The sequence below is a fragment of the Segeticoccus rhizosphaerae genome, from assembly GCF_009192725.1.
Taxonomy (GTDB): Bacteria; Actinomycetota; Actinomycetes; order Actinomycetales; family Dermatophilaceae; genus Segeticoccus; species Segeticoccus rhizosphaerae.
Map to the genome: position 1 here is coordinate 1 of NZ_VOHR01000388.1, position 3,178 is coordinate 3,178.

The 3,178-nt window shown below is 67.4% G+C and carries 4 protein-coding genes; 2 read left to right on the forward strand and 2 right to left on the reverse strand.

Features of this window, described 5'->3' with window-relative positions; genetic code table 11:
* Nucleotides 1-531: 531 nt before the first annotated feature.
* Both FRW57_RS19475 and FRW57_RS19480 read right to left on the reverse strand, forming a co-directional pair.
* Nucleotides 532-1,131, reverse strand: a complete 600-nt coding sequence (locus FRW57_RS19475; RefSeq protein WP_137120625.1) for a hypothetical protein — start codon at nt 1,129-1,131, stop codon at nt 532-534.
* 102 nt (nt 1,132-1,233) lie between these two features.
* Complete coding sequence (locus FRW57_RS19480; protein WP_202911429.1) at nt 1,234-1,554, reverse strand: phosphotransferase; 321 nt, start codon at nt 1,552-1,554, stop codon at nt 1,234-1,236.
* Between the two features lie 29 nt (nt 1,555-1,583).
* On the opposite strand from FRW57_RS19480, the gene FRW57_RS19485 reads away from it, so the two are divergent.
* The gene (locus FRW57_RS19485; RefSeq protein ID WP_137120624.1) at nt 1,584-2,153 is read left to right on the forward strand and encodes a phosphotransferase; all 570 of its coding nucleotides are present in this window, start codon (nt 1,584-1,586) and stop codon (nt 2,151-2,153) included.
* A gap of 704 nt (nt 2,154-2,857) precedes the next feature.
* Nucleotides 2,858-3,178: relaxase domain-containing protein (locus tag FRW57_RS19490; protein ID WP_238999496.1), on the forward strand; the 321-nt coding region annotated here is incomplete at its 3' end.

Below are 3,178 nucleotides of genomic sequence, written 5' to 3' on the forward strand. Positions count from 1 at the left end.
CAGGACAAGTCCCAGCCGCCGGCAACGTTCGCCGCGCGGCTACTTAGGGTGCCCACACTCCAACCCGCTACAGCACCCGAAGTTGACAGTGGGAGTCTGCCGGGATTACCGCCACCAAAACGGGCCTCACGACTGGAGTATGGCAGCGCCGAGACAGCCATGCCCACCACGACGCTGCCAGGGACGCCGGCGTGGGCCACCTGGTCGCGATCGTTCACCCGACAAGCTGCCATCACAACGCGTCACCGCCAACATCGGTCTTCGCCTCGAGAGCCGCGTCTACGCCAGCGGCGCGGACACTCCGGCGCTCGGAGTGGACCTCGCTCAGCCCATTAGCCGATCGTCAATCGGCGACGCGTCCGGGGCTGTTCCGTAGGGCACACCCCTGCGGGACGGGAGGACCTCATGCGCCGGTCGCCGCCGCGATCGTTCGTCTCGTCGCCGGTGACCGTTCCGCTTGCGGACTTGTCGCTCGTGGGTCTCGGGCGGGTCGGAGGCGGACTTGGTACGCCTCACCTTCGGGTGGCCGGGCTACTGGCGCCGACCTAGTAGCCGGCGAAGCAGGCGCGTGCGGCGCTCTCGACGTAGCCGCCGATCACGCTCATAGGGGTATTCAAAGCCAACACACAACTGGCGAGCCCGGGCGAGCTCGTGCACAAGCACCTGTTCGTGACCGTCCCGCTTGAAGGTGACTTCTGGGAAGTCGTTAGGGCCTCCGAGCGGATGAACCTCATCTTCGTTGCCCGTTTGGATCCCGATAGTTCGCCAGCTCACTGTTTCGGGTTCCAGGCTGAGTCGTGTCGTGATGGCGCCACAGCCCAGGTCGCCGCACTCGGGACAGACGTACAGGGAGACCCGGCCGTCGGGCAGGTCGCCCGGAGCCTGGCCGAGCAGCCGCTCGATTGCGGCGACGGTTTCGACGGGCCACGCGTCCTGGATGACGCCAACATAGTCGGGGGGCTGCGGGAAGTAAGCGGCCAACGTCTCGAAGAGGCGATCACCATTGGCTGTGAAGTCCAGATACGTTACGGGGGTTTGCCTCAGCCCGTCTTTGCGCAGGGACGTCGTGGCAGCGCCGGGCAGGTTCAATTCCCGCTCGGCGGGCGCTACGTCAAACATGGCCAGTCCCACACCGCAATGGTGTCAGATCCCGCTGGGGCGCGCTCTTGGGCTTGCCGGTGATCAGCGCTTGCCAAGCGGAGGCCCCCGCTGAGGATGACCTCCTCGACTCAGTCACCCATGGCGGAGCACGTCCTGCCGGAGGACGAATCCAACGAGCGCTCCCCACATCGGCGACCTCGCAACGACGGTGGCGAGCACCTCTGGGACCGGGATGCCAGCATCTCGCGCACGCACCATCAACTGCGCCTCGTCGGTGAACCAGGGCGTCTCTTGCCGCGCTATCCGGGCGATCACCGCGCGACCGCCGGAGAGCTCCACCCGGTACGTCTCGTTCATGCCCCCGCTCGGGAGAGGGAGGAGACGTTCGACGCCGCGACCGCATACCGACGCCACCACCGATTCAATGACGGGCCGAGGCGTGCTCACCATCATGGTCAGTCTCTACGACAAGCAGTGGCGGCATGGACCCTCCCGAGAACCTCGCGCGACTCGTCGTCGATGGTGGTGAGCTCCTGGCACGGCTGCACAGCCTCGAGCCGGGCGCGGGCATCCGCCACGACCTGCGACTGCCTGAGGAGCGCGCTATCGCTCGGGCTCGAGGCATCGTCCGAGACGAGATGGGCCCGGGAGCGGCCGCGCTCATCGAACGAGGTGCTGACTTCCTGTGCCATGTGGTGACGACCTGTCCCGCTTCGGCCAGGGCCTTCACGCACGGAGACTTCCTGCCTAAGCATCTCTTGATCAGCGATGAGGCGATCGGGGGCGTCATCGACTGGGAGTTCGCGGGCCGTGCGTCGCGAGCGTTCGACCTTGCGCGTTGGGAGGTGTCCGCCGGCGACAACCTGCATGACCGCTCGGATCTCCTCCTGCGTGGATACGCGCGAGTAGCCGATCTCCCGTCCGGTGATGCCGGTTTGGTGCCGGCCTTCGCGGTCGCCTGGGCGTTGGAGGTTCTCAGCTGGCAGACCCCCGCCTCTCCAGCACAGTTCCGCCGGTGCATCGAGGTGATCGCCCGCCATGCCGAGGCTTGATAGGTCGACCGGCCGTCGATGCCACGGTCAGTACTCGAGCACCCGGGGCATCGGAGCGCCTCATTGGGTGTCTCCAAACCGAGTCTCCTTCCGCTGCGCTGGACCGACCCAGATCCGACCGGCTCGTGCCGGTCGTCGATTCCAGTATGCGGATCCTGTTACGGAGCGGAGCCGGGCCGGCTCTGCCCTGTAGGCGTGCGGTCTCCCGGAGCGTTCTGAGCGGGTGCTCACCGGTACCCCGACAAGGCTCGCGTGTTCCTGGGCGATGTCCCAGAAGGCGTCCAGCTCGTCCTCGTCGGTGATGACCGTGGCTCACCCCCCGCACGCGATGCACGTGAGAATGAGACACGGCGCGGCGCGTGGCGCAGCGCGACAAGGCCGTGCTCACACATCCGCCAGGCGACTGCCCCAAGGGCAACCTGCGCTCGGCTCCCATCGGTCAACACGCGCTCGCTTCGACACTGGTCCTTCGATGCTCCCCTGAGTCCAGGCAGCTTCGGAACCTTGCGTCGATCTGCTGGCTCAGCAGGGCAGCAGTCGTCGTGCTCCTCCCACGCTGAAACTTCATCCCAGAGATCGCACACGTCTTGCACGTGGTCGGCTTCTGTGGCGCCCGTGTCCCGATAGTGGCCCATGGCGGCGTATACGGGGTGTCCGCGCCGATACCCGGTGGCCCGGACCATGGCCGAATGGGAGTGGTGGGTGTGACGGTATCGATCCGCAAGATGAGCTTGGGCGCGGGCTACCGGTACCTGATGTCCAGCGTTGCCCGCGGTGACGTGACCGGCCCGGCCGGGACGGCTTTGACTCGCTACTACGCGGCGTCGGGAACCCCGCCGGGCCGGTTCCTGGGCGCGGGCCTGGCCGGGCTGGGCGACGGAGTCGGGGTAGGTCCTGGCACCGAGGTCTCCGAGGAGCACTTGTTCCGGATGTTGGGGATGTTGCAGGACCCGGTGACCGGCGCGCCGTTGGGCCGGGCGCCGCGACGGGCAGGCAGCGCGCGGATGGACGGGGCCGGCCGGACG